20 protein-coding genes are annotated in these 23,527 nt (G+C 71.1%); 17 read left to right on the top strand and 3 right to left on the bottom strand.

Features of this window, described 5'->3' with window-relative positions; genetic code table 11:
- The first annotated feature begins 8 nt into the window (after positions 1–8).
- The 10 genes from GEMRO_RS0124455 (at position 9) to GEMRO_RS0124410 (ending at position 11,954) form a co-directional block, all read left to right on the top strand.
- Positions 9–1,565 carry an alkaline phosphatase family protein gene (locus GEMRO_RS0124455; protein WP_027136120.1) on the top strand — a complete coding sequence of 519 codons (1,557 nt, stop codon included), beginning with the start codon at positions 9–11 and terminating at the stop codon, positions 1,563–1,565.
- The gene (locus tag GEMRO_RS0124450; RefSeq protein WP_027136119.1) at positions 1,562–3,142 is read left to right on the top strand and encodes an FAD-dependent oxidoreductase; all 1,581 of its coding nucleotides are present in this window, start codon (positions 1,562–1,564) and stop codon (positions 3,140–3,142) included. Before GEMRO_RS0124455 ends, GEMRO_RS0124450 begins: the two co-directional genes overlap by 4 nt.
- Before the next feature lie 181 nt (positions 3,143–3,323).
- Positions 3,324–5,987: a DNA gyrase subunit A gene (gyrA, locus tag GEMRO_RS31625; RefSeq protein ID WP_084507859.1), complete on the top strand. Its 2,664-nt coding sequence runs from the start codon at positions 3,324–3,326 to the stop codon at positions 5,985–5,987.
- A 44-nt stretch (positions 5,988–6,031) separates the two neighbouring features.
- Positions 6,032–6,547 (top strand): pantetheine-phosphate adenylyltransferase, encoded by a 516-nt coding sequence (gene coaD / locus GEMRO_RS0124440; protein WP_027136118.1) that lies wholly within the window; start codon positions 6,032–6,034, stop codon positions 6,545–6,547.
- A 4-nt stretch (positions 6,548–6,551) separates the two neighbouring features.
- Entirely contained in the window at positions 6,552–7,586 is a 1,035-nt protein-coding gene (queA, locus tag GEMRO_RS0124435) for a tRNA preQ1(34) S-adenosylmethionine ribosyltransferase-isomerase QueA (RefSeq protein WP_027136117.1), read from the top strand.
- A gap of 8 nt (positions 7,587–7,594) precedes the next feature.
- Complete coding sequence (gene tgt / locus GEMRO_RS0124430) at positions 7,595–8,728, top strand: tRNA guanosine(34) transglycosylase Tgt (RefSeq protein ID WP_027136116.1); 1,134 nt, start codon at positions 7,595–7,597, stop codon at positions 8,726–8,728.
- 126 nt (positions 8,729–8,854) lie between these two features.
- Positions 8,855–9,841 carry an aliphatic sulfonate ABC transporter substrate-binding protein gene (locus tag GEMRO_RS0124425; protein ID WP_027136115.1) on the top strand — a complete coding sequence of 329 codons (987 nt, stop codon included), beginning with the start codon at positions 8,855–8,857 and terminating at the stop codon, positions 9,839–9,841.
- A gap of 3 nt (positions 9,842–9,844) precedes the next feature.
- Positions 9,845–10,681 (top strand): ABC transporter permease, encoded by an 837-nt coding sequence (locus GEMRO_RS0124420; protein ID WP_027136114.1) that lies wholly within the window; start codon positions 9,845–9,847, stop codon positions 10,679–10,681.
- Positions 10,678–11,445 carry an ABC transporter ATP-binding protein gene (locus GEMRO_RS0124415; protein WP_027136113.1) on the top strand — a complete coding sequence of 256 codons (768 nt, stop codon included), beginning with the start codon at positions 10,678–10,680 and terminating at the stop codon, positions 11,443–11,445. Before GEMRO_RS0124420 ends, GEMRO_RS0124415 begins: the two co-directional genes overlap by 4 nt.
- Complete coding sequence (locus tag GEMRO_RS0124410) at positions 11,442–11,954, top strand: OsmC family protein (protein ID WP_027136112.1); 513 nt, start codon at positions 11,442–11,444, stop codon at positions 11,952–11,954. The genes GEMRO_RS0124415 and GEMRO_RS0124410 overlap by 4 nt, the downstream gene beginning before the upstream one ends.
- Positions 11,955–11,999: 45 nt before the next feature.
- Here GEMRO_RS0124410 and GEMRO_RS0124405 read toward each other — a convergent pair whose 3' ends face one another.
- Positions 12,000–12,848, bottom strand: a complete 849-nt coding sequence (locus tag GEMRO_RS0124405) for a GNAT family N-acetyltransferase (protein WP_027136111.1) — start codon at positions 12,846–12,848, stop codon at positions 12,000–12,002.
- A 79-nt stretch (positions 12,849–12,927) separates the two neighbouring features.
- On the bottom strand, positions 12,928–14,064 hold the full coding sequence (locus tag GEMRO_RS0124400; protein ID WP_035487985.1) for a Gfo/Idh/MocA family protein: 1,137 nt from the start codon (positions 14,062–14,064) through the stop codon (positions 12,928–12,930).
- A gap of 184 nt (positions 14,065–14,248) precedes the next feature.
- Here GEMRO_RS0124400 and GEMRO_RS0124395 point away from each other — a divergent pair, with 184 nt between their 5' ends.
- Complete coding sequence (locus GEMRO_RS0124395; RefSeq protein WP_027136109.1) at positions 14,249–15,196, top strand: transcriptional regulator GcvA; 948 nt, start codon at positions 14,249–14,251, stop codon at positions 15,194–15,196.
- A 51-nt stretch (positions 15,197–15,247) separates the two neighbouring features.
- Entirely contained in the window at positions 15,248–15,985 is a 738-nt protein-coding gene (locus GEMRO_RS31620; RefSeq protein WP_084507542.1) for a carbonic anhydrase, read from the top strand.
- Positions 15,986–15,989: 4 nt separating this feature from the next.
- On the opposite strand, the gene GEMRO_RS31615 is transcribed toward GEMRO_RS31620, so the two are convergent.
- Entirely contained in the window at positions 15,990–17,183 is a 1,194-nt protein-coding gene (locus GEMRO_RS31615) for an alpha-D-ribose 1-methylphosphonate 5-triphosphate diphosphatase (RefSeq protein WP_051329439.1), read from the bottom strand.
- A gap of 111 nt (positions 17,184–17,294) precedes the next feature.
- Here GEMRO_RS31615 and larB point away from each other — a divergent pair, with 111 nt between their 5' ends.
- From larB to GEMRO_RS0124360, 5 genes are all read left to right on the top strand, one after another.
- Positions 17,295–17,990 (top strand): nickel pincer cofactor biosynthesis protein LarB, encoded by a 696-nt coding sequence (gene larB / locus GEMRO_RS31610; protein WP_051329438.1) that lies wholly within the window; start codon positions 17,295–17,297, stop codon positions 17,988–17,990.
- Positions 17,991–18,067: 77 nt separating this feature from the next.
- Positions 18,068–20,350: an NADP-dependent malic enzyme gene (locus GEMRO_RS0124375; protein WP_027136108.1), complete on the top strand. Its 2,283-nt coding sequence runs from the start codon at positions 18,068–18,070 to the stop codon at positions 20,348–20,350.
- Positions 20,347–21,723 (top strand): magnesium transporter, encoded by a 1,377-nt coding sequence (mgtE, locus tag GEMRO_RS0124370; protein ID WP_027136107.1) that lies wholly within the window; start codon positions 20,347–20,349, stop codon positions 21,721–21,723. Before GEMRO_RS0124375 ends, mgtE begins: the two co-directional genes overlap by 4 nt.
- An 11-nt stretch (positions 21,724–21,734) precedes the next feature.
- Positions 21,735–22,889 carry an acyl-CoA dehydrogenase family protein gene (locus GEMRO_RS0124365; RefSeq protein ID WP_027136106.1) on the top strand — a complete coding sequence of 385 codons (1,155 nt, stop codon included), beginning with the start codon at positions 21,735–21,737 and terminating at the stop codon, positions 22,887–22,889.
- Complete coding sequence (locus GEMRO_RS0124360; protein ID WP_027136105.1) at positions 22,886–23,488, top strand: 2-hydroxychromene-2-carboxylate isomerase; 603 nt, start codon at positions 22,886–22,888, stop codon at positions 23,486–23,488. The genes GEMRO_RS0124365 and GEMRO_RS0124360 overlap by 4 nt, the downstream gene beginning before the upstream one ends.
- Positions 23,489–23,527: the final 39 nt, after the last annotated feature.

The following is a 23,527-nucleotide window of genomic DNA, read 5'->3' as shown; positions in this document are numbered from 1 at the left end:
TGGCGACAATGCCCGAACGACGCCCGGTGATCATGATCGGCATCGATGCCGCCGACCGCGGCCTGGTCCGCCGGCTGATGGCAGAGGGGCGGATGCCGGTGCTGGCCGGGCTGGAGAAGCGCGGCCAGAGCGGCGGCCTCGCCACCGTGGCCGGGGCGTATGCCGGCGGGGTCTGGCCCAGCTTCTATACCGGGCGCCCGGTGGAGCGGCACGGCATCTACCACAACAAGCTCTGGCGCGCCCGGGCGATGCGGATCGAGGTGCCGAGCGAGGCCTGGCTGCCGGACCGGCCGTTCTACGAGCGGGTCGCCGCGGCGGGGCTGCGGGTGGCCGCCATCGACATGCCGATGGTGGTGGGCGAGCCGCGGGTCGGCGCCGAAGGGATCTATCTCGGCGGCTGGGGCACCCACGACCTGATCTCCCGGGCCGCCTCGCCGCCCGGCCTGTGGCGGGACCTCAAGCGGCGCCACGGCCCGCCGGCGATGGAGGTGGAGCAATTCGGCCTGCAGGACGCTGGCGGCCTCGACCGGCTGCGCGGCCAGCTCCTGCGCGCCACCGACCAGATGGCGGCGATCGCGGCTGACCTCCTCAAAGACAGGCGGTTCGACCTGGCCTGCCTGGTGTTCGGCGCCAGCCACCGCGGCGGGCACTATCTCTGGGACCTGTCGCAGGTCGACACGCGTAGCCTGGACGACGACGCGCGGGCGCGGCTGGAGGGGGCGCTGGCCGAGATCTACCAGCGCATCGACCAGGCGATCGGCCAAGTCCTGGAGGCGGCCGACCCGGCGGCGCGGGTGATGGTGTTCGCGCTGCACGGGATGGAGAAGAACCACGGCATGGCCGACCATTTCCCCGATTTGATGGCGGCGATGGACGCGGCGGAGAGCGGCAAAACAGCGAAGCGCGGGCTGCTCTACCGGATCAAGCGGCGGATCCCGTTCCACTGGATCCGGCCGGTCCTGGCGCGGCTGCCGGCGGAGGTCGGCCACCGCCTGGCGTCGATCTGGTCGGCTCGGATGCTGGACTGGCGCGCCACCACCCATTTCCCGATGCCGGTGGACCTTGCCGGCTATGTGCGGATCAACCTGCAGGGCCGCGAGCGCGACGGCATCGTTCCCCCGGGCGATGCCTACGAGGAGCTGTGCGCGCGGCTGGAGGAGCGCCTGTCCGGGCTGCGCGACGCGGACACCGGGCGCAGCCTGGTGGCGGCCGTGGAGCGGCCGTGGAGCCGCACACCCGGGCCGGCCGAGCAGCGCGACCTGCTACCCGACCTCCTGGTGCGCTGGAGCCCGGCGGGAGCGGAACCGGTGCGCCGCATCGCCTGCGACGTCCTGCCGGGCTTTGTCCATGACCTGCCCAAGCACTTCCCCTCCGGCCGGGCCGGCAACCATCGTGCGGAGGCCTGGTTCGTGGCGGCGGGGCCGGGCATTGAGGCCGGCAGCGGGCCGGAGGGCGGGTCGATCGTCGACCTGGCGCCGACCGCGCTGGCCCTGCTGGGCCTGCCGCCGGACCCTTCGATGAGCGGGCGGGCCCTGGCGCTGCACGGAAGCGAGCTGGCGGCGTGATCGTCGACGCGCGCAGTCTTTCCGACGGGACCCGGATCGAAGCCGACCATGTGGTGGTGGGGGGCGGGCCCGCCGGCATCGTGCTCGCGATGGAACTGGCGGGCAGGGGGCTGGACGTCTGCCTCCTGGAGGCCGGCGGGCTCGGCCATGACCGAGCAGCCCAGGCCCTGGCCGGGGGAACGGTCATCGGCGACCCTTATCCGCCGCTGCGCGACACCAGGCTGGTGGCGCTGGGCGGGGCCTCGCAGGTCTGGGCAGGATGGTGCCGGGCGCTCGACCCGGTCGACTTCGCCGCCTGCCCGCAGCTCGGCCGGCCCGGATGGCCGATCGACCGGGAGGCGCTGATGCCGTTCTACCGGCGCGCCGCCCCCTGGTTCGGCCTTGGCGGGTTCGACGACGACGTCCCGGCCTGGCAGGCGCGAAGCGGCACACGCGCCCTGGACCTCGACCGGACCATGTTCACGCCCGCTTTGTTCCAGCAGAGCAGGCTGCGGTTCGGCACGGCCTATCGCGAGGCGCTGGCGGCCATGCCGAGCCTGCGGGTTTATCTGCACGCCCCGGTGGAGCGCGCCTTTGCCCATCCGGACAGCGACCGGATCGACCATCTGTCGGTCCGAACGCTGAACGGGCGCCGGCTGGAGGTGGCCGGCCGGCAGTTCGTCCTGGCGGCCGGCGGGGTGGAGAATCCCCGCCTGCTGCTGGCCTCGGGCGACGATCCGGCCCAGGCGATCGGCAACCGGCACGGCCAGGTCGGGCGCTGGTTCACCGAGCACGCCTTTGTCGAGGCAGGCTTCCTGGAGCTGGACGACCCGGCGCCGGACATGGGGTTCTATTTCAGCCAGGGCGCCGACCGGACCCGGGGCGGCTTCGCGGTCTCGCCGGGCCCGCAGGCGCGCGACCGGCTGCTCCAGGGCGTGATCTGCCTGAAATCCGCCGACGAGAGCCACGAGGTTTTCGACGACCCCGCGGTGAAGGCGATGATCGAGCGGGTCGAGCAGTGGCGGGGGCGCAAGGTGCCGGGCAGCGCCGGCGGCTCGCTGCGGACGGCGCTTCGCCGGCCGGACCGGCTCCTGGTCGCGATCAGAGAGCGGATGCGGCGCAACGGTCCCCCCGCCCGGCGCTGGCGGACCCGCGGCCTGTTCGAGTGCCAGCCGCGCGGGGAAAACGCCGTGCGGCTGTCGGCGGCCAAGGACGCGCTGGGGCGGCCGCTGGCGGAGGTTTCCTGGCGGATGAGCGAGCTGGACGTGGCGAGCATCCGGGGCGCGCACGAGGCGCTCGACCGGGCGCTCCAGTCAGCGGGGCTCGGCCGGCTGGAGATCCGGGTGCCGCCCGACGATGCCGCCTGGCGCGACGCCGCCGCCGAGGGCGCCAAGCACCCGATGGGCGGCACCCGCATGCACGACGCTCCCGGGGCGGGCGTGGTCGACCGCGACCTGAAGGTGCACGGGATGCACAATCTCCACGTGGTCGGCAGCTCGGTGTTCCCGACCGGCGGCTACGCCAACCCGACCCTGACCATCGTGGCGCTGGCGATCCGGCTGGCCGACCGCCTGGCGGAGCAGGCCCACCTGCGCTGAGCCGGCCGGTGTGGACGGACCGGCGAAGCTGGCACCTGACGCGTCCGCCTGCTAGAAGGCAGGCGCGCTCGGGCATCGACGCCCGCCGGCGCCGTTTGCCGTTCCTTCACATCGTCAGAGATCACCGACCTTGGCAACCGAGCAGTCGCGCCCCTTCGACATCGTCCCCATCGAAGAGGAGATGAGGAAAAGCTACCTCGATTACGCGATGAGCGTGATCGTGTCGCGCGCGCTGCCCGATGTCCGCGATGGCCTGAAGCCGGTGCAGCGCCGGATCCTCTTCTCCATGAAGGAGAACGGGTTCGATCCCGGCAAGCCGCACCGCAAGTCCGCGCGCATCGTCGGCGACGTGATGGGTAAGTACCATCCGCACGGCGACAGCGCGATCTACGACGCAATGGTGCGCATGGCGCAGCCCTTCTCGCTGCGCCTGCCGCTGATCGACGGCCAGGGCAATTTCGGCTCGCAGGACGACGACCCGCCGGCGGCGATGCGCTACACCGAGGCGCGCCTGTCGCGCGCCGCCCTATCGGTTATCGGCGAGATCGACGAGGACACGGTCGACTTCCGGCCGAACTACGACGAGAGCGCCGAGGAACCCTCGGTCCTGGCGGCGGGCTTCCCGAACCTCCTGGTGAACGGGGCGGGCGGCATCGCGGTCGGCATGGCAACCAACATCCCGCCGCACAATCTGGGCGAGATCATCGACGCCTGCATCGCGCTGATCGACAATCCGTCGATCGAGCTGGCCGAGATCATGGAGATCGTGCCCGGGCCGGACTTCCCGACCGCCGGCATCATCCTGGGCCGCGGCGGCATCATGACCGCCTACCAGAACGGCCGCGGCAGCATCCTGATCCGCTCCAAGACCCATGTGGAGGAGGTCCGCAAGGACCGGCCGGCGATCATCATCACCGAGGTTCCCTACCAGGTGAACAAGGCGCGGATGGTCGAGCGGATCGCGGAGGTGGTGCGCGACAAGAAGGTTGAGGGCATCGCCGACCTGCGCGACGAGAGCGACCGGCAGGGCATCCGGGTCGTCATCGAGCTCAAGCGCGACGCCGACCCGGACGTCGTGCTGAACCAGCTCTGGCGCTACACGCCGGTGCAGACCTCGTTCGGCATCAACATGGTCTCGCTGGTGGGCGGCCGGCCCACCACCATGGGCCTGATCGAGATCCTCAAGGCGTTCCTGGAGTTCCGCGAGGAAACGATCCTGCGGCGCTCGGCCCATCGCCTGGGCCAAGCGCGCAGCAAGATCCATGGCCTGATCGGCCTGGTGATCGCGGTGCTCAACATCGACGAAGTGATCGCGCTGATCCGCTCGTCCAAGGATTCGGCCGAGGCGCGCACCCGGCTGATGGCGCGGGACTGGCCGTCGGCCGACATCCTGCCGCTCCTGGAGCGCGCCGAGGCCGGGCTGGTCGATGTGCCGCCGCCCTCGGAGACCTATACCCTGTCGGAAGCGCAGGCCCGCGCGATCCTGGCCCTGCAGCTGCAGCGCCTGACCGCGCTTGCGCGCGACGAGCTGGTCGAGGACGTCGAGAAGCTGGCGGTCGACATCGGCGAGCTGTTGCGCATCCTCAACGACCGCGGCCGCCTGCTCGAGGTGATGCGCGAGGAGATGCTGGACATCCGCAGCCGGTTCGCGGACCCCAGGCGCAGCGTCATCGACATGTTCAGCGAGCTGGACCAGGACATCGAGGACCTGATCCAGCGCGAGGACATGGTCGTCACCGTCACCCATGCCGGCTACGTCAAGCGCGTGCCGCTGGTGACCTACCGGGCGCAGCGCCGGGGCGGCAAGGGCCGGGCGGGCATGCGCACGCACGAGGACGACGTGGTCACCCGGCTGTTCGTGGCGGTCACCCACACGCCGGTCCTGTTCTTCACCACGCGCGGCCGGGTCTACAAGCTCAAGGTCTACAAGCTGCCGCTGGGCAACCCCCAGGCGCGCGGCCGGGCGATGATCAACCTGTTCCCGGCGATGGAGGAGGGCGAGGCGATCTCGGCGGTGCTGCCGCTGCCCGAGGACGAGAGCACCTATGGCGACCTCTCGATCGTGTTCGCCACCGCGTCCGGCAAGGTCCGCCGCAACGACCTGTCCGACTTCATCCGGGTGCCGTCCAACGGCAAGATCGCCATGGGGCTGGACGAGGGCGACCGGCTGGTCGGCGTGGACGTCTGCGACGACAGCCACGACATGATGCTGGCGGCGCGCGGCGGCCGGGCGGTGCGCTTCCCGGTGGAGAGCCTGCGCGTGTTCAAGTCGCGGGCCTCGGAAGGCGTGCGCGGCATGGACCTGGGCGAGGACGGCGAGGTCGTCTCGATGTCGATCCTCCGCCATATCGAGCTGCCGATCGACCAGCGCGACGCCTATCTCAAGATCTCCAGCGCGCGGCGGCGGGCCGAGGGCGAGGAGGTCGAGAACGGCAACGGCGACGTGCCGGTCGACCTGGAGGAGGAGCTGATCCAGAAGCTGCAGGCGGAGGAGCAGCTCCTGCTCACCGTCACCCGCAACGGCTTCGGCAAGCGCACCTCGGCCTACGAGTACCGGATCACCAACCGGGGCGGGCAGGGCGTCATCAACATCGAGACCTCGCCGCGCAACGGCCCGGTCGCCGCGACCTTCCCGGTCAACGATGCCGACCAGCTCATGCTGATGACCGACAAGGGCAAGCTGATCCGCATGCCGGTCGCCGGGATCCGCATCACCGGGCGCAACACCCAGGGCGTGCGCCTGTTCAACGTCGACGAGGACGAGCACGTCGTCGCGGCGGTTCGTCTCATGGATGCCGCGGACGACGAGGAGAACGGCGAGGCGATCGAGCCGATCGCGGAATGAGCGCGGCACCTGGCGGGGACGCCGGTGGCGGCGGGGAGCATGCCATGACCAGAGCACGCGTCGGCATCTATCCCGGGACCTTCGACCCCCTGCACAACGGCCATATGGACGTGATCCGCCGGGCGACCTGCCTGGTGGACCGCCTGATCGTCGGCTGTGCGGTCAATGCCGGCAAGGAGCCGCTGTTCTCCCTCGACGACCGGGTCGCGATGATCCGCGCCGAGGTCAACGCGCTCAATGCCGGCAGCGGCGGCAACGGCACCCGGATCGACGTGGTCCCGTTCGACAACCTGCTGGTTCATTTCTGCGAGCAGCAGGGTGCGGAGATCGTGATCCGCGGGCTTCGCGCCGTGTCGGATTTCGAGTTCGAGTTCCAGATGGCCGCCAACAACAAGCGCCTGGCGCCCAGGATCGAGACCGTGTTCCTGATGGCGTCCGAGAACTGCCAGTGGATCTCCTCGCGCTTCGTGAAGGAGATCCACATGCTGAACGGCGACATCTCCAGCTTCGTCAGCGCCCAGGTGCTGGCCAGGCTCGACCTGCGTCGGGGGCGCGCCTGAAGCCTTGCGTGTCGCCGATTTCGATTTCGAGCTGCCCGAGGGCGCCATCGCGCAAGTGCCGGCCGAGCCGCGCGAGAGCGCCCGGCTGCTGCACGTGGCCGACGAGCTGGCCGACCTGCACGTCGCCGACCTGCCGGACCTGCTGGAGCCCCGCGACCTCCTGGTCCTGAACGACACCGCCGTGCTGCCGACCCGGTTCTTCGGCAGCCGTGGCGAGGTCGCGGTGGAGGTCACCCTGATCCGGCCGGAAGGCGGCGACGCCTGGTGGGGCCTGGCCCGGCCCGGCAAGCGCCTGCGGGTCGGCGACTGGGTGCGGCTCGCTTCCGGCCTGGACGCCCAGGTCCTGGACAAGGACCCCGAGGGGCCGATCCTGTTCCGCTTCACCACCGATGGTGCGGAGCTGATCCGGCGGATCAAGGCGGAAGGCCGGATGCCGCTGCCGCCCTATATCCGCCGGGCGCGCGGCGGCGACCTGGACGACCACCGCGCCTACCAGACCGTGTTCGCCCGCCATGACGGCTCGGTCGCAGCGCCAACCGCCTCCCTGCACCTCACCCAGGCGCTGCTGGAGCGGATCCGGGCCAGGGGCGTGGCCAGCGAGTTCGTGACCCTGCACGTGGGTGCCGGCACCTTCCTGCCGGTCAAGGCCGACGACACCGACGACCATGTGATGCACCCGGAGTGGATGGAGCTCAGGCCCGAGGCCGCCGCCCGGATCCAGGCGCACCGCCAAGCCGGCGGCCGGGTGGTCGCGGTCGGCAGCACCGCGCTGCGCACGCTGGAGACCATGGCCCGGCCGGACGGCACGCTCGGGCACGGCACGGTGGAGACCCGGCTGTTCGTGACGCCCGGCTACCGCTTCGGCGTGGTCGACCGGATGCTGACCAATTTCCACCTGCCCAAGAGCACGCTGTTCATGCTGGTCTGCGCGTTCGCCGGGATGGAGCGGATGAAGCGCGCCTACGCGCACGCCGCCGCCACCGGCTACCGCTTCTTCAGCTACGGCGACGCCTCCCTCCTCGAACGCAACCAAGACTAGCGACGGCCTTGCCCCAGTTCCGCCACGAAACCATCGCCACCGACGGCCCGGCGCGCGCCGGCACCCTGTTCACCGCCCATGGCAGCCTGCCGACCCCGACCTTCATGCCGGTCGGCACGGCGGCCACCGTCAAGGCGATGACGCCGGAGATGGTGGCCTCCACCGGGGCCGGGATCGTGCTGGGCAACACCTACCACCTGATGCTGCGGCCGGGCGCGGAGCGGGTCGGCGCTCTCGGCGGGCTGCACCGCTTCATGAACTGGCCGGGCCCGATCCTGACCGATTCCGGCGGCTTCCAGGTCATGTCGCTCGGCAAGCTGCGCAAGCTCACCGAGAAGGGCGTCACCTTCGCCTCGCATATCGACGGCAGCCGCTACGAGCTGACCCCGGAGCGCTCGATCGAGATCCAGCATTTGCTGGACGCGACCATCACCATGCAGCTCGACGAGTGCCTGAAGCTGCCGGCGGAGAAGCCGGAGATCGTGCGGGCCATGGAACTGTCGCTGCGCTGGGCGGCGCGTTCCAAGGAGGCGTTCCAGCGTCGCGACGGCTACGCGCTGTTCGGGATCGTCCAGGGCGGCACCGACGGCGAGTTGCGCCGCCGCTCGGCCGAGGGGCTGCGCGCGATCGGCTTCGACGGCTATGCGGTGGGTGGTCTCGCGGTGGGCGAGCCGCAGGCGGAGATGTTCCGCACCCTGGACGAGACCGTGCCGTTCCTGCCCGAGGACCGGCCGCGCTACCTGATGGGGGTGGGCAAGCCCTCCGACCTGGTGGGTGCTGTGATGCGTGGGATCGACATGTTCGACTGCGTGATGCCGACCCGGTCCGGCCGGACCGGCCAGGCGTTCACCCGGCGCGGGGCGGTCAACCTGCGCAACGCCCGCCATGCCGAGGACCCGCGCCCGCTGGACGAGACCTCGGACTGCCCGGCCGCGCGCGACTATTCCCGTGCCTATCTCCACCACCTGGTGCGCAGCGACGAGATCCTGGGCGCGATCCTGCTGACCTGGAACAATCTCTGGTTCTACCAGGACCTGATGCGCCGGATGCGCCAGGCGATCCTGGAGGGCCGCCTCGCCGACTGGGCGGCGGCGTTCGCCGAGGAGCAGGCGCTGGGCGACCTGCCGCTCCGCTCCGCCTGATTTGGTCCGCCTGAACCGGGCCGGTTCAGGGCGGGTTGAACCTGCGTCAAGAATTGCTGCGGTTGTCGGACGCTCTGCTGCCGTTAAGCCCTTCTGCGCCATCGGGGGCGTAGAAGGGGAGCAATCATGGCGCAGGACCGCCGCATGTTTCTGGCCGGGATCTCGGCCGCGGCCATCGCCGCCACCGGATTCGGCCGGATGGCACGGGCCGAGGACCCGGATGTCCTCACGCTCGACTGGGCCTACTACAACCCGCTGAGCCTGATCCTGCGCGACCGCGGGATCATCGAGCAGCGCCTGGCGCCGCGCGGCATCGAGGTGCAGTGGGTGCAGTCGCTCGGCAGCAACAAGGCGGTCGAGTTCCTCAATTCCGGCAGCGTCGCGTTCGGCTCGACCGCCGGGGCCGCCGCCCTGCTCGGCCGGGTGGCGGGCGCTCCGATCCGCACCGTCTATGTCTATTCCAAGCCGGAATGGACCGCGCTGGTGACCCGCCCCGATACCGGGATCAGCAAGGTCGAGGACCTCAAGGGCCGCAGCATCGCGGTGACCAAGGGCACCGATCCGTACGTGTTCCTGCTGCGCTCCCTGGAGGGTGCCGGCCTTTCCGCCGGCGACGTGGACCTCGTGCTGCTCCAGCACGACCAGGGCCGCCTGGCGCTGGAGCGGGGCGACGTGGATGCCTGGGCCGGGCTCGACCCGATGATGGCGCAGTCCGAGCTCACCGCCGGTGCGATCCTGTTCCACCGCGACCCCGACCTGAACAGCTACGGCACCCTGAACGTCCACGAGGACTTCCTGGCGCAGTCGCCGGACTTGGTGCGCGAGGTCCTGGCTTCCTACGAGGAGGCCCGCGCCATCGCCCACGCCGAGCCCGACGCGCTGCAGGCCCTGCTGGCCGAGGTGGCGAAGCTGCCGCCGGAGGTCGCGGCCCGCCAGCTGGAGCGCACCGGCCTGGAGGAATCCTGGCCGACCCAAACCCATGTCGACACGATCCAGGGAGCTGGCCTCGCCTTGCAGGGCGCCGGCGTGATCGCCGCCGACGTCGACGTGCCGGCGGTGACCGCCGAACTGGTCGATCCCGAGGCGGTGGCCGCCTTCGTCGGGCAGGGCTGAGCCATGGCGACGGTGGTAGCGCGCGGCGACGCTGCGCAGGGGCGGAACGCCGCCCGGACGGTCGGCCGGCACGGCGCCTCCCTGGCGGGACTGGCCCTGCCGGCAGCGATCGCGCTCCTGCTGGAGATCGGCGCCGCCACCGGCTGGATGGAGAGCCGGTTCCTGCCGCCGCCATCCAGGATCTGGGAGAACCTGTCCGGGCTGTGGGCCACCGGCGACCTTGCCGGGCATATCCTGGCGACCCTGGGCCGGGTCGGCGCCGGCTTCCTCCTGGGCGTGGTCGCCGCCACACTGCTGGGCACGCTCGCCGGCAGCTCGCGGCTGTGGCGCCGCTGGGTCGACCCGACCCTGCAGGGGCTGCGCGCCATTCCCTCGATCGCCTGGGTGCCGCTGTTCATCCTGTGGTTCGGGATCTTCGAGACGCCCAAGCTGGTGCTGATCGCGCTGGGCGCGTTCTTCCCGGTCTATCTCTCGCTGGCCACGGCGCTGGGCGAGGTCGACCGCAAGCTGGTCGAGGTAGGATTGGTCAACGGCTTCGACCGGCTGGCGATCGTGCGCCGGATCATGCTGCCGGCAGCGCTGCCCGGCTGGGTGGTCGGCCTGCGCGGCGGGCTGGCGCTGGGTTGGATGTTCGTGATCGCGGCGGAGCTGATGGGCGCCAGCCAGGGCATCGGCTATCTCCTGCTGGACGGCCAGATGACCGGCAATGCCGGGCAGATCGTCGGCTGCCTCCTGCTGTTCGCGCTGTTCGGCAAGATCACCGACGCGCTGCTGGTGCTGGTGACCCGGCCCTGGCTGGCCTGGCAGGACAGCGTGCTGCCGCAGGGACGACCGGCATGAGCCTGGTGCGCCTGGAAGGCGTGCGCCGCCAGTTCGGCGAGCGCACCGTGCTGGATCGCCTGAGCCTGTCGATCGAGGCCGGCGAGGCGGTGGCGATCGTGGGGCGGAGCGGCTGCGGCAAGAGCACCCTTTTGCGCCTGCTGGCCGGGCTGGACCGGCCGGACGGGGGCAGGGTCGCGATCGGCGGCGAGCCGGTGACCGGGCCGCGCCCGGACGTGGCAGTGGTGTTCCAGGAGCCGCGCCTGCTGCCCTGGCTGAACGTGCTGGACAACGTCAAGGTCGGGCTTGGCCCGGCTGCGGCCGGGCCCGACGGCCAGGCGGCGGCCGAGCGGGCGCTTTCCCGGGTCGGCCTTGCCGAGTTCGCGGCGCGGCTGCCCAAGACCCTTTCGGGCGGCATGGCGCAGCGGGTCGGCATCGCCCGGGCGCTGGTGCGCCGGCCGCGCCTGCTCCTGCTGGACGAGCCGTTCTCGGCGCTGGACGCCCTGACCAAGATCGAGCTGCAGGAGGAACTGGACCGGATCCGCGGCGAGGACCGCCCGGCGCTCCTGCTGGTCACCCACGACCTGGAAGAGGCGACGGCGCTGGCCGACCGCGTGGTCGTGCTGCAGGGCCAGCCCGGCCGGATCGTGCTGGACCTGCCGGTCGACCTGCCCCATCCACGCGACCGCCGCGCCCAGCGTTTCCAGGAGCACGAGGCGCTGCTCGCCCGGGCGCTGGGCGGCGATGTCGGCCAACTTTCCCATCTGACGGAGCGAGCGGCATGAACGGCGACGAATTGCGGGCGATGCAGGCGCCGCTGAAGGACCGCTACCGGGCGGATCCTGCCCAGGCGGTGGTCACCCTGCATGCCAGCGGCAGCCTGGACGGCGAGGGGATCGCCTGCCGGGTGGAGACCGGCCGGGCGCTGGTCGAGGCGGGGCTGCATCCCGCCACCGGCGGCAGCGGCCTGCAGGCCTGCTCGGGCGACATGCTGCTGGAGGCGCTGGCCGCCTGCGCCGGGGTGACCCTGCGCGCGGTGGCGACGGCGCTGAACATCGAGCTTCGCGGCGGCGAGGTCCTGGTCGAGGGCGACCTGGACTTCCGCGGCACGCTTGGGGTCGATCGCGAGGCGCCGGTGGGCTTCCAGGCGATCCGCCTGTCGTTCCGGCTGGACACCGACGCCGACGAGGCGGCGCTGGCCAAGCTCTTGCAGCTCACCGAGCGCTACTGCGTGGTGCTGCAGACCATCGCCACCCCGACCAAGGTCGACGCGACGGTTCGCGCCGCCGCCTGAGGCTGGAGCGGCGGGAAAGCCGGCGGTCCATCCGCCGGCCTTCCATCAGCCAAGCTCGAAGGTCGTGATCCCGAACACCCGTTGGATCTCCAGCTCCGGCGGGGCGCCGCGATACATCCGGGCGGTCTCGAACACGGGCTCCAGGCCGCGCTCCTCCGCGAGGCGGACCGCCGGCTCATTGGTCCCCGGCGGGTCCAGGACCACTTTCTCGCCGGGCACGGTCGCCGCCAGCGCGTCGAACAGGGCCGCGGCCGCCGTTCCGTCGTCGGCCATCAGCGGGCCGATCTTGTGGCCGTCGCGGCAGCGGCGGATCACGCCGTAGCCGCGCAGCGCGTCGCCCTCGACCAGCGCCAGCGCGTTGCGGGGCGACGCCAGCCAGGCCACCAGGAACGAGGTGCGCTCGGCGGGAAAGCACGCCCGGTCGTAGGCGATCACCGCCGGCACCAGGTCCGGCCCGACCGGGAGGATCGCGCATCCTTCGGGAAGGGCAGCCGCCGGCCGGGATGCGGGGACGCCGGCATAGCGCCGGTTGCGATGGGCATAAACGAAGCCGGAGCGGCGATAGTTGTCCTGCTGGGCGACCACGCCGTCCAGGCCGATGCAGCGCTCGCCCAGCCGGGCGATGCCCGCGTCCCAGATGCGCTTGCCCAGGCCCTGGCCGCGCCGGTCGGGCCGGACCATGTAGAAGCCCAGGAAGCCGAAGGCGTCGTCATAGGCGACCACCGAGATGCAGGCGGAAAGGCCGCGCTCGTCGCGGGAGACCAGGAAACCTTCCGGGTCGGTGGCTCGGTACGCCGCCGCGTCGCCGATGCCGGGATTCCAGCCTTCGGCAGCCGCCCAATCCACCATTTCCTCGATCTCGGCCGCATCCGCGACCTGGATCTCACCTTGCACCGTTCCGGTCCCCCGTGGTTTCGACGATCGACGTCACCACTATGCTGCTTTGCAGCGAAGAACCACCCCGGCCAGCCGCTCAGACGGCCGGCACGTCCTCCCAGGTTCCCGAGGCGGCCGAGCGGGCGACCGCGTCCAGGACCTCACCGATCTGCCAGGCTTCCCGGAAATCCGGCGAGGCGCGGCTGCCGCTGGCGATCGCTTCCAGGAAGCGCCGGCACTCCACGATCTTCTGGTCGTTGAAGCCGACGCCGTGGCCGGGACCGGCGCCGAACGCGCCGTAGTCGGGATGCTCGGCGGCGATCGGGATGGTCTTGAAGCCGCGCCGGCCGAGCGGTCCCGCCGCCTCGTAGAGGTGCAGCTCGCTCATGCGCTGCTGGTCGAAGCACAGCGAGCCTTTGGTGCCGTAGACCTCGTAGCCCAGCTGCATCTTGCGGCCGGTGGCGATCCGGCTGGCCTCGATCATCCCGCCGACGCCCGACGCGAACTCGACCAGGAAGCGGGCCTCGTCGTCGGTCTCGACCGGGCCGCGCTCCGTGGCGCCGGGGGCGACCGGGCGGGTCCGGTGCACGGTGCGCAACTGCCCGCTGACCTTTGCGATCGGGCCCAGGAGGTACTGGGCGATGCAGACGATGTGCGAACCGACATCGACCAGGGCGCCGTGGCCGGCGGTGGCCTTGCGGTGCTTCCAGCCGAGCGGAAGATCCGGGTCGGCCATGAAATCCTCGTTGTGGGTGGCCCGGATCGAGATGGGCTCGCCGATCTCGCCGCTCTGGATGATCTCGCGGGCAAGGCTGGTCGCCGGGTTCTGCCGGTAGTTGAAGCCGACGATGGTGCGCAGCCGGGCCTTCTCGGCGGCCTCCGTCAGCTCGCGGCACTCGGCGGGGTCCAGTCCCAGCGGCTTCTCGCAATGGACATGCTTGCCGGCCTGGATCGCCGCCATCGCCACCGGCGCGTGCAGGTGGTTCGGCGTGTTGACCACCACGACCTCCACTGCCGGATCGGCCACCACCTCCTGCCAGTCGGCGGCGCCGCGGGCGAAGCCCAGGGCCTGTGCGGCCTTGGCGCCGCCGGCGGGGCTGGAGGTGCAGACGCTTACCAGCTCGGGGATGCCGCAGTCCGGCCCGAACACGATCGGCGCGCTGCGGTAGCCCAGCGCGTAGGCCTTCGCCAGGTAGCCGGTGCCGACCATGCCGATGCCGATCCGCCGGGTCATGATGCGTCTCCTCTTGGTCAGGCCGAGCGAGCCGCCGACCATGCAGCGCTGTCAACCGGGTTCAAAATTAGCAGTAACTATATGTGAGATATGTACAATCCACGCCGACTGAACTGATGTTTCTGGTTGACGTGGCGCCCGAGCTTCCCGATGCCTCCCACAGTCACAGTTCCTGCGAGCCCCGATGCCGCGTCCGATCCATCGCCTCCCGCCGCTCAACGCGCTGCGCTGCTTCGTGGTGGCGGCCAAGCATCTCAGCATCAGCCGCGCCGCCGAGGAACTGTTCGTGACCCCGGCGGCGGTCAGCCAGCAGATCAAGCAGCTGGAGGACCATCTGGGCTGCCTGCTGTTCCGGCGCACCGCCCGCTCCCTGCTGCTCACCGACGAGGGCCAGGCCTGCCTACCGGGACTGGCGGAAGGCTTCCAGAAGCTGGCCGACGCGCTGGACGAGATCGACCTCCTGCAGAAGGGCGGGGTGCTGACCGTCTCGGTGGCGCCGTCGTTCGCCGCCAAGTGGATGATGGGGCGGCTGGAGGACTTCCAGGAGCAGTATCCCGACATCGACGTGCGGATCTCCGCCTCCAACCAGATGGTCGATTTCGGCAGCGAGGACGTCGACTGCGCGATCCGCTATGGGGCCGGCAACTATAACGGCCTGGAAACCGACCATCTCCTGTCCGAATCGATCATCCCGGTGGCCGCGCCCTCGCTGGTCGAGCAGGCCGGGATCCGCGAGCCGGGCGACCTGGTGGGCGTGCCGCTCCTGCACGACGACGGGCCCGAGCGGGACGCCAGCTGCCCGGACTGGCCGATGTGGCTGAAGGCCGCCGGGGTGACGGACGCGGACGGCAAGCGCGGACCCCGGTTCGACCAGTCCGCCCTGGTGCTGGAGGCGGCGGTCGCCGGCCGCGGCGTGGCCCTAGCCAAGGCGCGCCTGGCCGAGCAGGATCTGGAGGCCGGCCGGCTGGTACGTCTGTTCGACCTGGAGCAACCGCTTCGCTTCGCCTATTTCCTGGTTTGCCCGGCGCGCAAGGCCAGGCTCGCCAAGGTGGCGGCGTTCCGCACCTGGCTGCTCAGCCGGACCCGGGAGACCGAGGCCGGGCCGGTGCAGCCGGACGCCCCGGCGGCCTGAGCCCGGCATCGCGCCTGCCATCCTCCCTCGCGATTGTTTGAAGGCACCGCCATGGTCCACCCGCTGCAGAAGCTGATCGACGGGTTCGAGCGGTTCCGCTCGGACGGGGCCAACGACCCCCAGCTGTTCTCCCGTCTGCTCGAGGACGGCCAGAAGCCCGAAGTGATGGTGATCGGCTGCGCCGACAGCCGCGTCGACCCCGGGGTTCTGACCGCCTGCCGCCCGGGCGAGCTGTTCATCCTGCGCAACGTCGCGGCGATCGTGCCGCCCTACGGCCCCGACGAGCAGCCCCATGCCGCCTCGGCCGCCATCGAGTTCGGCGTGCTGGGCCTGGGCGTGCGCCACATCGTCGTGCTGGGCCACCAGGCCTGCGGCGGCATCCGCGCCCTGGCCGAGGGCACGGTCGGCCTGGAGTTCATGGTGCCCTGGGTGGGCGTCATGGAGGATGCCCGGCGGATCGTCGCCGGCAGCGGCCTGGAGGGCCCGGAACGGCTGGTGCTGCTGGAGCAGGCCGCGGTGATCGGCAGCCTGCGCAACCTGCTGACCTTTCCCTGGATCGCCCAGCGGATCGTGCGCGGCGAGCTCAGCCTGCACGGCTGGTGGTTCTCGCTGTCGGAGGGGCGGCCTTTGGCGTTCGACCCCCTGCACCAGGCGTTCGTGCCGCTCACCGCCCATGTCCGGCCCATCGACCAGCGGGTCGACGTCACCGCGACCGGCCGCGCCTCGCCGCTCTCGATCGAGGGTTTCGTCGCCCGCGCCGTCGAGGAAGCGGGGCTGACGGCTTCCTGATCGTCTAGCCGGCGGCGCGCAGCCTCGGCGCCCGGAGCCCGGAAGGAGCGACGGGGCCGAGCCCCGCCGCCATGCCCTGGAACACCATCCGCCCGTTCACCCAGGTCGCGGCCACGCGCGGCACGGCGGCCCGGTCGTCGACGCAGATCAGGTCGGCGCGCTGGCCCGGCCGGATCCGGCCGCGGTCGGACAGCCCGGCAAGGGCCGCGGGCCCGGCGGTCGCCAGCAGGATCGCCCGGTCCAGCGGCAGGATGCCGTCCCGCGCGATCCGCCAGGGCGCCTGGAGGAGGGACGGGTACCAGTAGTCGCTGGCGAGCGCCGTGCAGTGGCCGTTGGCGACCAGCTCCGCCGCCGCGACCCAGCCGGTATGGCTGCCGCCGCGCACGATGTTGGGCGCCCCGGCGACCACCGCCTCGCCGTGGGCGGCCGCGTCCGCGGCCACTTCCGCCCGCAACGGGAACTCGCAGATCCCGATCCCGCGCCGGCGCCAGGACTGGCGCTGCGCCCGGTCACGATCGTCGTGGGAGAGGGTGGGCACCCCGGCCGCCCGGGCGGCCGCGATCAGCCGGTGCACCGAGCCGGCCAGGGCGGTGGCGCCCAGCCGCACCGCCACCAGCTGCTCGCGCAGGGCGGCGACCGTCACCTGGGCACGCTGCGCCCAGGGGGTGAGCGCCACCTCGTCGTCGAACCTGGCGAGCATGCTGGGTGTGTGGTCGTTGAAGGCCAGAAGTCCGATCCGGCCGCCCACGATCATCGCCACCGCCTCGTCCACGCCCTCCTTGGCATAGGCCTCGAAGCGCAGATGAACCCGGTGGTCCGCGCCCAGCCGGTCGCGCTGGGCGATGCTGGCCTCGATCCAGCGCCGGCCGGTGGCGAAGCTGCGCAGGCCGCTCTCCCATGACCAGGAGATGCCGTGGAAGGCGGTGGTGATGCCGCTGGCCAGGAGCTGGCTGTCGGTGTCGAACAGCGCCACCACCGGGTCGACCAGCAGGCCAGGCCTGGGCATCAGCTGCCGCTCGAACGAATCGCCGTGAACGTCGACCAGGCCGGGCATCAGCAAAAGGTCGCCCAGGTCGGCGGCGCCGGCCGGCTGCTGGCCGGGGCGCACCTCCGCGATCTGCCCGTCCGCGATCACGACCGCGGCGGGGACGATGCCTTCGCCGTCCACCAGCACCCGTTCGCTGAAAACGCTGCGCACCCGGTTTCCATTCCTGCAGGTTGGAGGGCGATGTTCATGGCAGAACTGCGTGGCAAGTCCACGACGGAGCGACGTGGCTTTTTCGCGCGGACCGTGTAAGCGCATCGCCGCATGGCAGACGACGATTTCGACATCGACTGGTCGAGGGAGCAGCGCACAGGGGTGGCCGAGGCGGTCCTGTGCGCGCCCAAGACCGACACGCAGATCGAGGCGATCCTGCGCAGCGCCCGCCAGGGCCGCCACCGGCTGCTGCTCACCCGGCTGGCGCCGGAGCGCTTTGGCCGGATGGCGGCGGAGCTGCGTGCCGAACTGGACTACGACCCGGTCTCGCGCACCGCGATCCTGGGCGGCATGCCCTCCCTGGACCTGCCGCAGGTGGCGCTGGTCGCAGCCGGCACCTCCGACCGGCCGGTGCTGGCCGAGGCGGCACGGACCCTGGCGTTCCACGGCCGCGCCTCAGAGGCATTCATCGATGTCGGCGTGGCCGGGCTGCACCGGCTCCTGCGCCGGGTCGAGCGCCTGCGCGGCTTCGACATCATCCTGGCCTTTGCCGGCATGGAGGGCGCCCTGTTCACCGTGCTGGCCGGGCTGGTCGAGGTGCCGGTGATCGCGGTGCCGACCTCGGTGGGGCTTGGGGTGGCGCAGGGCGGCCGGGTGGCGCTGCAGTCGGCGCTGGCGACCTGCGCGCCAGGCGTGGTCACGGTCAACATCGACAACGGCTTCGGGGCCGCCTGCACCGCGATCAAGTTCCTGCAGGTCGTCGAGCGCAGCCGCGTCACCCGGGTCCAGGGGGCGGTCGCCCACTGAGGGTCCGGGCGCGATTGCACTTGCGCCCCCTCCGCCTGCGCGTCCATTTCCCAAGGCGACGAGCCTGGGAGATCGGAATGAGTCAGCTGCGCGACGACGCCTTGGACTACCATGCGCGCCCGGTGGCGGGGAAACTCGAGATCCGCGCCACCAAGCCCTTGTCCACGCAGCGTGACCTGTCCCTGGCCTACAGCCCGGGCGTGGCCGCCGCCTGCGAAGCCATCGCCGCCGATCCCAAGGAAGCCGCCCGGCTGACCGCCCGCGGCAACCTGGTCGCCGTGGTCACCAACGGCACCGCCGTGCTGGGGCTGGGCGCCATCGGCGCGCTCGCGTCGAAGCCGGTCATGGAAGGCAAGGCGGTCCTGTTCAAGAAGTTCGCCAGCATCGACGCGTTCGACATCGAGCTGGAGGAGAAGGACCCGGACAAGCTCTGCGACATCGTGGCGGCCCTGGAGCCGACCTTCGGCGCGATCAACCTGGAAGACATCAAGGCGCCGGAGTGCTTCCACATCGAGAAGACCCTGCGCGAGCGGATGCGCATCCCGGTCTTCCACGACGACCAGCACGGCACCGCGATCATCGTCTCCGCCGCCGTGGTCAACGGCCTCCACCTGGTCGGCAAGTCGATCGGCGAGGTGCGCCTGGTCTGCAGCGGGGCGGGTGCGGCGGCGCTGGCCTGCCTGGACCTCCTGGTGGCGCTGGGGCTGAAGCCCGAGAACGTCACGGTGACCGACATCCTGGGCGTGGTCTACGAGGGCCGCACCGAGCTGATGGACCCGTGGAAGTCGAAATGGGCCAGGCCCACTGAAGCGCGCGTCCTGGACGACGCGATCGCCGGCGCCGATATCTTCCTGGGCGTGAGCGCCGCCAACGTCCTCAAGCCGGAAATGCTCGCCAAGATGGCGGAGCGGCCGATCGTGCTGGCGCTGGCCAACCCCAACCCCGAGATCGACTACGACCTGGCCAAGGCGACCCGGCCCGACGCGATCGTGGCGACCGGGCGCAGCGACCATCCCAACCAGGTCAACAACGTCCTCTGCTTCCCCTACATCTTCCGCGGTGCTTTGGACGTGGGGGCCACCACCATCAACACCGAGATGGCGACGGCCTGCGTGCATGCGCTGGCCGACCTTGCAAGGACCACCACCCCGGAGATGGTGCACCGGGCCTACCAGACCGAATATCTCTCGTTCGGCCCGGAATACCTGATCCCGAAGCCCTTCGACCCGCGCCTGGTGGTGGAGCTGCCGGTGGCGGTGGCCCGGGCGGCGATGGAGACGGGAGTCGCCGAGCGGCCGATCGCCGACCTGCAGGCCTATCGCGCCAGCCTGGACCAGAAGGTCTACAAGTCCGGCCTGATCATGCGGCCGCAGATCGCCCGGGCGAAGGCCTCGCCGCAGCGCCTCGTGTTCACCGACGGCGAGGAGGAACGGATCCTGCGCGCGGTGCAGGTGGTGGTCGACGAGCAGATGGCCCGGCCGATCCTGATCGGCCGCCCGGACGTGGTGCAGACCCGGATCGAGCGCTACGGCCTGCGCCTGGAGCTCGAGCGCGACGTCGACCTGGTCAATCCCTACTCCGACCCGCGCTACAACGACTATGTCGCCTTCTACCGCGACCAGATGGGCCGGCGCGGCGTCACCCCGGAGCTGGCCCGCGAGGTGGTGCGCACCACTCCGGCGGTGATCGCGGCGATCATGGTGGCGCGCGGCGAGGCGGATGCGATGATCGCCGGGCCGGTCGGCCGGTTCATCGACCATCTGCGCGACATCCAGGACGTGATCGGGATGCGCCCGGACACGCGGGAGGCGTCGACGGTGCACGGCCTCCTGCTCGACCGGGGCGTCCTGTTCCTGGCCGACACCTACGTCACCGTCGAGCAGACCGTGGACAAGATCGTCGAGACCACGCTGGCGGCCAGCCGGGCGATCCGCCGGTTCGGGCTGGAGCCCAAGGTGGCGCTGGTCAGCCACAGCAATTTCGGCAGCCGGGATTCGCATCAGGTCAAGATCATGCACGACGCCCTGGCCGCGGTGCGCGCCCAGGCCCCCGAGCTGGAGATCGACGGCGAGATGCATGCCGACACCGCGCTGATCCCGGCGCTGCGCGAGAAGATCCTGCCGGATTCCACCCTGCGCGGCGAAGCCAACCTGCTGATCATGCCGGACCTGGATGCCGCCCACATCGCCTACAGCCTGGTCAAGGCGGTGACGAGCTGCGTCTCGATCGGCCCGATCGTGCTGGGCCCGCGCCTGCCGGCCCATGTGGTGACGCCCTCGGTCACCGCGCGGGGGATCATCAACATGGCGGCGATCGCCTGCGCCGAGGCGATCGCGCTCCGACAGGGCGAGACCGAATGACCGCAGCGGAGGAGACCCGCGCCTCGCCCGCCGAAGGGATCGGCGAGGAAGACGTTCTTCATCTGCTGCGCGCGCTGGAGAACCAGGACGAGCGTGCCGTCCTGGAGCAGTTCGCCCCGCTGCACCCGGCCGACCAGGCTGCCCTGCTGCATGCGCTGGACAGCGAGCAGCGCCGTCAGGCCGCCGCGATCACCGCGGCGGTGCTGGAGCCGGAGACGCTCAACTGGCTGGACGCCGACGTCCGTGACGAGGTGATCGAGGCGCTGGGGCCGAAAGCGGCGGCCGCGGTCTTGGCCGAGCTGGAATCGGACGATGCCGTCGAGATCATGGAAGATCTCGACCAGGGCGACCGCGACGCGATCCTGGAGGAGATGCCGGCCGCCGAGCGGGCGCAGGTCGAGCAGGCGCTGGCCTATCCGGACTACACCGCCGCCCGCCTGGTGAAGCGCGACAACGTCGTGGTCCCGGACTTCTGGACGGTCGGCCAGACCATCGACTACTGCCGGGACAACAGCGCCCAGCTCCCCGAGGAGTTCTGGGACATCCTGATCGTCGACCCGAAGATGCGCCCGGTCGGCCAGGTCCAGGTCGCCGAGGTGCTGCGCTCGCAGCGCGACACCACCATGCGCTCCCTGCGCCTGAAGGAGCAGGTCGTGATCGACGCCGCGACCGACCAGGAGGAGGTCGCCCGGATCTTTCGCCGGCACGGGCTGAACTCGGCGCCGGTGGTCGACTCGGGCGGGCGGCTGATGGGCATCGTCACCCTCGACGACATCGTCGAGGTGGTCGAGGAGGAGGCGGAGGACGACCTGCTCCGGCTGGGCGGCGTCGCCGAGAGCGACCGCTATACCGGCCCCTGGCTCACCGCGCTGCACCGGCTGCCCTGGCTCGCCATCAACCTCGCCACCGCGGTGGTGGCCTCCATGGTGATCGGCGCCTTCGAGGGCTCGATCCAGCAGCTCACCGCGCTGGCGGTGCTGATGCCGATCATCGCCAGCATGGGCGGCAATGCCGGCACCCAGACGCTGACCGTGACGGTGCGCGCGCTCGCGGTGGGCCGGCTCGGCCGGCGCGAGACCTGGAAGCTGATCGGCAAGGAATCCGTGGTCGGCCTGCTCAACGGCGGCGGCTTCCTGGTGATCGGCCTCGCCACCGCCTTCCTTTGGTTCTGGCAGGGCGAACTCGCCATCATTTTCGGCATCGCCATGCTGGTGAACGTCGCGGTGGCGGGGCTGGCCGGGGCGGCGATCCCGCTCGGCCTGCAGCGGCTGGGCCTGGACCCGGCGATCGCCTCCACCGTGTTTCTCACCACCGTCACCGACGTGGTAGGGTTCTTCACGTTCCTTGGAATGGCCTCCGTCGTGCTCCTGTGAAGGGACCAGCCATGCTCGACCACGACCTGCCCGACGAGGTCGCCGCCCTGCGCGACATGCTGCGGCGCTTCGCCGCCGAGAAGATCGCGCCGCTGGCCGGGGCGATCGACCGGGACGACCGCTTCCCGCGGGAGCTGTGGCCGGCCATGGGCGAACTCGGCCTGCTGGGGCTGACCGTGCCGGAGGAAGCGGGCGGGGCGGGCATGGGCTATCTCGCCCATGTGGTCGCCATGGAGGAGATCTCCTACGCCAGCGCCTCGGTCGGCCTCTCCTATGGCGCCCATGCCAATCTGTGCGTCAACCAGATCCGCCTGAACGGCTCCGAGGAGCAGAAGGCGCGCTTCCTGCCCGGCCTGATCGACGGCAGCCGGGTAGGCGCGCTGGCGATGTCGGAGCCGAATGCCGGCTCCGACGTGGTCGCCATGCGCACCCGGGCCGAGCGGGCGGAGGGTGGCTGGCGGATCACCGGCGAGAAGATGTGGATCACCAACGCACCCGAGGCGGACGTGCTGGTGGTCTATGCCAAGACCGATCCCGCGGCGGGACCCAAGGGGATCACCGCGTTCCTGATCGAGCGCGGCATGCCGGGCTTCTCGGTGGGCGCCAAGCTCGACAAGTTGGGGATGCGCGGCTCGCCGACGGCGCCCCTGGTCTTCGAGGACGCGTTCGTCCCGGATGCCAACGTGCTGGGCCAGGTCGGCGGCGGCGTGCGGGTCCTGATGTCGGGGCTGGACTACGAGCGGATCGTGCTGGCGGGCGGGCCCCTGGGCATCCACCAGGCGGCGTTCGACCTGGCGCTCGACTATGCCCGCAGCCGCGAGCAGTTCGGCCAGCCGATCGGCAGCTTCCAGCTGGTCCAGGGCAAGCTCGCCGATCTCTACACCCGCCTGCAGGCGGCGCGCGCCCTGGTCTATGCGGTGGCGCGTGCCGCGGATGCCGGCCGGACCAGCCGGGAGGACGCCGCCGGCTGCCTTCTGTTCGCCGCCGAGGCGGCCACGGCTGCGGCACTCGACTGCATCCAGATCCTGGGGGGGAATGGCTATACGAAGGACTACCCGGCCGAGCGCCTGCTGCGTGACGCCAAGCTGTACGAGATAGGCGCCGGCACATCCGAGATCCGCCGCTGGCTGATCGGCCGCCGCCTTACCGGGTTGGATGGTGCATGAACGAGCCGATCGAGTTCTACTTCGAGTTCGCCAGCCCCTATGGCTACTTCGCCTCGCTGAAGATCGACACGATCGCTGCCGCCTATCAGCGGGAGGTCTCCTGGCGCCCGATCATGCTGGGAGCGGCCTTCAAGATCTCGGGCTCGGTCTCCAACGTCCAGGCCCCCCTGCGGGGACCCTATTTCCTGCGCGACGTGCCCCGTTGCGCCCGGCTGATGGGAGCGCCGCTGGTGATGCCGCCGACCATGCCGATGAACTCGCTGACCGCGAGCCGGACCTACTGGTGGCTGGCCGACAAGGACCCCGACATCGCCCGCGGCTTCGCCGAGGCCATCTTCCATGCCCATTGGGGCATGGGCCGCGACATGTCGACGGTCGAGCAGGTGCTGGAGGTCGCCGCCGACCTGGGTATTGCCGAGGAGGAACTGCGCGCTGCGGTGGCCGATCCGGCGATCAAGGCGCGGCTCAAGGCGGAGACCGACCGGGCGGTCGAGGCGGGCGTGTTCGGCTCGCCGTTCATCATCGTCGACGGCGAGCCCTTCTGGGGCGCCGACCGGCTGGACCAGGTCGAGCGCTGGCTGGCCAGCGGTGGCTGGTGACCGGTGACGGGCGGCACGGTACATGACCGTCCCGGCGCC

This window comes from Geminicoccus roseus DSM 18922 (genome assembly GCF_000427665.1).
Classification (GTDB): Bacteria; Pseudomonadota; Alphaproteobacteria; order Geminicoccales; family Geminicoccaceae; genus Geminicoccus; species Geminicoccus roseus.
Note: the sequence above shows the minus strand (reverse complement) of the source record. Positions and strands in the feature narration are given on the sequence as shown.